Annotated in this window: 5 protein-coding genes and 1 pseudogene; 4 read left to right on the top strand and 2 right to left on the bottom strand. The window is 67.8% G+C overall.

Going from position 1 to position 5,525, the window contains the following annotated elements; all coding sequences use genetic code 11:
* A partial coding sequence (locus tag WBV89_RS19195; protein ID WP_423982933.1) for a peptidoglycan-binding domain-containing protein occupies positions 1-276 on the top strand: 276 nt, incomplete at its 5' end.
* Positions 277-324: 48 nt separating this feature from the next.
* On the opposite strand, the gene WBV89_RS19190 is transcribed toward WBV89_RS19195, so the two are convergent.
* Positions 325-1,092, bottom strand: a complete 768-nt coding sequence (locus tag WBV89_RS19190) for a VIT1/CCC1 transporter family protein (protein ID WP_423982932.1) — start codon at positions 1,090-1,092, stop codon at positions 325-327.
* A gap of 144 nt (positions 1,093-1,236) precedes the next feature.
* Here WBV89_RS19190 and WBV89_RS19185 point away from each other — a divergent pair, with 144 nt between their 5' ends.
* The 3 genes and pseudogenes from WBV89_RS19185 to ribA all read left to right on the top strand — a co-directional run.
* Positions 1,237-1,701, top strand: a complete 465-nt coding sequence (locus tag WBV89_RS19185; protein WP_423982931.1) for a winged helix-turn-helix transcriptional regulator — start codon at positions 1,237-1,239, stop codon at positions 1,699-1,701.
* Positions 1,702-1,743: 42 nt separating this feature from the next.
* Positions 1,744-4,113 (top strand): 5-amino-6-(D-ribitylamino)uracil--L-tyrosine 4-hydroxyphenyl transferase CofH, encoded by a 2,370-nt coding sequence (gene cofH / locus WBV89_RS19180; RefSeq protein WP_423982930.1) that lies wholly within the window; start codon positions 1,744-1,746, stop codon positions 4,111-4,113.
* 5 nt (positions 4,114-4,118) lie between these two features.
* A pseudogene (gene ribA / locus WBV89_RS19175) lies at positions 4,119-4,700 on the top strand (GTP cyclohydrolase II); the annotation flags it as partial.
* Between the two features lie 50 nt (positions 4,701-4,750).
* Here the strand turns inward: ribA and ribD are convergent.
* On the bottom strand, positions 4,751-5,525 hold a 775-nt coding region (ribD, locus tag WBV89_RS19170), incomplete at its 5' end, for a bifunctional diaminohydroxyphosphoribosylaminopyrimidine deaminase/5-amino-6-(5-phosphoribosylamino)uracil reductase RibD (RefSeq protein WP_423982929.1).

The raw sequence follows: 5,525 nt of genomic DNA, 5'->3' as shown, positions 1-5,525 counted from the left end.
CCCGCCACGGCGCCGCCGGCCGACGCACCCGAGCCGGAAGACGAACGTTGTTCGTCCTACAGCGTCGACGAGGATCTCCCTGTCGGGATCTGCGACCGCGGTGCGCTCATCGTCGAGGTCCAACGGGCCCTGACCGCGACCGGCTTCGACGTCCCCGACGACGGATTCTTCACCTCGGTGACCGAGGATGCCGTCATCCAATTCCAGGCCCGGGAAGGACTCGAACAGGACGGTCTCGTCGGCCCTCAGACTGCAGCCATGCTCGGAATCAGCTGACAGGTCCGGTTCGTCACGCCGGGACGGGCCCGGCGCGTTTCACCTCCGTCAGACGACGTTGCCGAGCCAGGTACCGATCGTGAACGTGGCTGTGCAGGCGACGACCGCCCACGTGACCTGGCGGAGTGCGGTCCGCACGACCGAACGTTCGGTGAAGCGGGCGAGCACGATGCCGACCGCAGCGGCGGCGATGATTCCGAGCACGGCGGACGCGACGATCGCGGCCGTTCCGGACCCGATGAACCATGGGATCAGCGGGATCAGCGCCCCGACGGCGAAGGCGACGAACGAGCTCAGCGCGGCGGCGACCGGGTTGCCCGTCTCCGACGGATTGACGCCCAGCTCTTCGCGGGCGTGCACCTCGAGTGCGACTTCGGGATCGACCATCACCGCTTCGGCCATCTCCATCGCCTGGTCGTCGTCGAGGCCACGCTGGCGGTAGACGGCCGCGAGTTCGCGGATCTCGGCCGCCGGTTGGCGCTCCAGCGATCGGCGTTCGATCGCGAGTTCGCGTTCGACGAGTTCGCTCTGCGCCTTCATCGACACGTACTCCCCGGCCGCCATCGATGACGCCCCGGCGAGCAGCCCGGCGACGCCCGCGATGACGACGTTTGACGCATCGGACTCGGCAGCGGCCACGCCGAGGATCAGCGCGACGTTCGAGACGAGTCCGTCACTGATCCCGAAGACGGTCGCCCGGGCGGTGCCGCCGGTGACGTCGCGATGGCGGTGGACCATGTGGCGGTGCGGACGTTCGCCGTCGTGGTGATGTTCGTGTTCGTGCTCGTCGGCGTGCTCCGACGCTCCGTCAACCATGACCGTCACCGTACCCAGTGCGAACGAACCCGCGTCGCCGATCCCGAAGGCGGGAGACGAACGCGTGCGCCCCACCGGCCAGCAGTTGGTTCGGAATCCGCACCGACTTGGTAACAAATCCGAACTGACCTAGGGTGCCCCTCGATGGAGGACCCACTCTCACCCGAATGTTCGATCCAGGCGAGCCTCGACATCCTCGGGGACCGCTGGACGATCCTCATCCTGCGCGACGCATTCCGAGGCGTCCGCCGCTTCGACGATTTCCGTCGCGACCTCGATATCGCCCGCCCGGTCCTCACCGAACGCCTGAAGCGGCTGGTGGAACACGGGATCCTCGGTCGCCATCTCTACTGCGAGCGTCCTCCTCGCTACGAGTACCGCCTGACGGCCCGGGGAATGGCGCTCTCGCCCACCCTCGTCGCGCTGATGCGGTGGGGTGACGAGTGGCTCTCCGACGGGGCCGCGCCGACCGTGCTCGTGCACGAGGCATGTGGTCACCCGCTCGACCAGCAGTTCGTCTGTTGGGAGTGCGACGAGACGTTCACCCCCTACGACATCGCCAGCCGACCCGGCCCCGGCGCGGTCACCACATCTGACACGACCCTCTGACACGCCACTCTCACCCGGCCCGAGCCCAGGAGCTGCACCGCCATGAACCATCACCCCGACCATCCTCTGTTGCGTGAATCGCTCGACGACCTGATGGCGCTCGCGGCGGCCCGCCGCGACGAGACCTACGGAACCCGGGTCACGTACAGCCCGAAGGTGTTCATCCCGCTGACGTTCCTGTGCAACGACACGTGCGGGTATTGCACGTTTGCTCAACCCCCGGCACGCGTGGAGAAGTTGTTCCTCGAGCCCGACGACGTCCTCAAGATCGCGCGTCAGGGTGCGCGGCGCGGGTGTCACGAGGCGCTGTTCACCCTCGGTGAGCGGCCCGAGGACCGGTACGACGTTGCGCGGGAATGGCTCTCCGCCAGGGGGTACGACTCCACGGTGCACTACGTCGCCGAGATGGCCGAGCTCGTGCTGCGCGAAACCGGTCTGCTTCCGCATGCGAACGCCGGGGCGTTGACGACCGACGAGCTGGCACGTCTCCGTCCGTTCAGCCCGAGCCAGGGGATGATGATCGAGTCGGTGGCCGGCGACCTCGATGCGCACCGCAACGCGCCGGACAAGACGCCCGAGCGACGGCTGGCCACGCTCGACGCGGCGGGCGGACTCTCGATTCCGTTCACGACCGGGATCCTCGTCGGGATCGGCGACACCCGTGCCGACCAGCTGGCCGGGTTGGAGGCGATCGCCGCATCGCATGCCCGCCACGGTCACGTCCAGGAAGTGATCGTCCAGAACTTCCTGCCGAAGCGTCGGACGGCGATGAAGGGCGTGCGGGCCTGCCCGAGCGACGACTATCTGTGGACGGTCGCCGCGGCGCGGCTGATCCTCCCCACGGAGATCCATCTCCAGGCTCCGCCCAACCTGTCGGACGACTTCGGCGCTTTACTCGACGCCGGAATCGACGACTGGGGCGGCGTGTCGCCCGTGACCGCCGACCACGTCAACCCGGAGCGGCCGTGGCCCGATCTCGACCGACTCCGCGAGGTCACCGAAGCCCGGGGACACGCGCTCGCACCGCGTCTGACGATCTACCCCGAGTTCGTCCGTGACCGCGTGCGCTGGCTCGACCCGGCGTTGCACTTCGCGGTGATGGACCGTGCTGACGCCGAATGGCTCGGGCGTGACGACCCGGGCCAGGTCTGGCCGGAGAAGACGACAGCGGCCGACACCGTCGCCGACGGAGCCGAGTTCGTCCTGGTCGGGCATCGGTCGACCGCCTGGTACTCGGGCTCCGAATCGCCGCCTCCGATCCTGGTTCCGGCATCGGTCCCGACGCTGCGCGGTGCGGTCTCCGACGTCCTCGTCGGGATCGAGGCGGGGGAGGAACCATCGCTCGACGAGATCGTCACGCTGCTCGAGGCGCGTGGTCCCGAGGTCGCCGCAGTTGCGCAACTGGCCGACCGGCGACGCTCGGAGATCGTCGGCGACACACTCACCTGGGTCGCGAATCGCAACATCAACTACACGAATGTGTGCACGTTCAAGTGCAGGTTCTGCGGGTTCTCGAAGGGTCCGTTGTCGCTCAACCTGCGCGGCACGCCGTACCTCCTCACGCTCGACGACATCGCCGAACGGGCGAAGGAGGGCTGGGATCTCGGTGCGACCGAGGTGACGTTGCAGGGCGGGATTCATCCCGACTTCGACGGCGACTACTACATCGACGTGACCAAGGCGGTGAAGGACGCGGTGCCCGACATGCACGTCCACGGCTTCACCGCACTGGAGGTGACCGAGGGGGCGAAGCGGCTCGGCGAGGACCTGCCGACGTACCTCGGCCGGCTCCAGGACGTCGGTCTCGCCTCGCTTCCCGGGACCGCTGCCGAGATCCTCGACGACGAGATCCGAGCGATCCTGTGTCCCGACAAGGTGAACACCGAGGAGTGGCTCGAAGCGCACCGCGCGGCCCACTCGATCGGGCTGCATTCCAACGTGACGATGATGTTCGGCGCGGTCGAGGAACCGATCCATCAGGCCCGTCACTTCGTGCGCACCCGCGATCTGCAAAAGGAGAACGTCGCCGCCGGACGGGTCGGGTTCACCGAGTTCGTCGGTTTGCCGTTCGTGCACATGGCGTCACCGATCTATCTCCAGCGCAAGGCGCGACGTGGTCCGACGTTCCGCGAGAACCTCCTGATCCATGCGGTCGCCCGGCTCGCGTACGGCGAACTGATTCCGAACATCCAGGCGAGTTGGGTCAAGATCGGCCTGGCCGGCACGACGCAGATGATGAACGCCGGCTGCAACGATCTCGGTGGGACGTTGATGGACGAGAACATCTCGCGGGCGGCCGGTGCCAGCCACGGGCAGGCGATGACCGGCGACAGATTCGCCGAGTTCGCCGAGACGCTCGGTCGTCCGCTCGTTCAACGCACCACCAACTACGGACGGGTCGAGGCCGTCTGATGTTGGTCGAACGTGTCGGCGATGCGCGTCTCCCGACGGCGTCCGGTGAGTTCCGCGTCGTGTCGTACCGAGCACACGATGGCCACGAACACGTCGCGATCGTCGAAGGCGACCCGCGAGGGACTGCGGTACTCGCCCGCGTGCACAGCGAATGTCTGACGGGTGACGTGCTCGGCTCGGTGAAGTGCGACTGCGGCGCCCAGTTGGCGCACGCTCTCGGCGCCATCGGTGACAGCGGGCGCGGTGTCGTCGTCTACCTGCGGGGTCACGAGGGGCGCGGGATCGGACTTGCGAACAAGATCAAGGCCTACGAACTCCAGGACGGCGGCCTCGACACCGTCGACGCGAACACCGTGCAGGGACTGCCGGTCGATGCCCGTCGCTACGACGTTGCCGCGGCAATCCTCCTCGATCTGGGTGTGGAGTCGATCCGGCTGATGTCGAACAATCCTGCGAAGGCGGCAGGGTTGGTCGAGTACGGAGTCGCCGTCGATGCGCTGGTGCCCGTCGTGGTACCGATCCATCCCGAGAGCGAGCGCTACGTGCGTACGAAGGTCGACCGTCTGGGCCACCTCGCCGCCACCTGAGAAACATGCACATTGGTGCCTGGCACGGATGTGCAGGCACCGACGCGGAGTCAGTCGAGGACGACGTCGAGGCGGAGGTCGTCGCCGATCGGCTGGACCTTCACGAACCGCCCGCGCGGGAGTGCGTCCATCGTGGCCGCACCGGTTCCGGAGAACATCGGTTTGGCGTCGTCGCCGCCGAACAGCGCGGGGGCGACGTACAGGACGAAGCGGTCGACCAGACCCTCCGAGTGGAACTGGGCGATCGTGTTCGGTCCGCCCTCGATCATCAGCTGCAGCACTCCCTCGTCGCCCAACTGTGCGAGGAGTCCGTCGATCTCGCCGCGCCATTCGAGACACGGGTGGATCTTCGCGTCGGCCGGAGCCGAACCGAGGACGATGCGTCGCGGGCTCGGCCCGTCGACCATGCGGGTCGTCAGCGCCGGGTTGTCGGAGCGGATGGTGCCCGAACCGACCAGGATCGCTTGACTCTCCGCCCGCAGGCGGTGTCCGTCGGTCCGTGCCTCGACACCGGTGATCCACTTGCTCCCCGCATCGGGGGCGGCGGTGCGACCGTCGACCGTCGTGGCCAACTTCACCACGACGTACGGGCGTCCGGTGCGTCGGTGGTGGAGGTACGGGGCGAGTTGATCGGCGATCTGGTCGGACCGCACGCCGATCGACACGTCGATGCCCGCGTCCTGGAGCCGAGCGATTCCCGCGCCGTTCACGTTGGAATCGGGGTCGACCACGCCGATCACCACCCGGGCGACGCCCGCATCGATGATCGCGTCGACGCACGGGCCGGTGCGACCGATGTGTGAGCACGGTTCGAGCGTCGTCACC

Source organism: Ilumatobacter sp., from assembly GCF_049588435.1.
Lineage (GTDB): Bacteria > Actinomycetota > Acidimicrobiia > Acidimicrobiales > Ilumatobacteraceae > Ilumatobacter_A.
The sequence above is the reverse complement of the archived record's forward strand: the minus strand, read 5'-3'. Positions and strand labels throughout refer to the sequence as shown.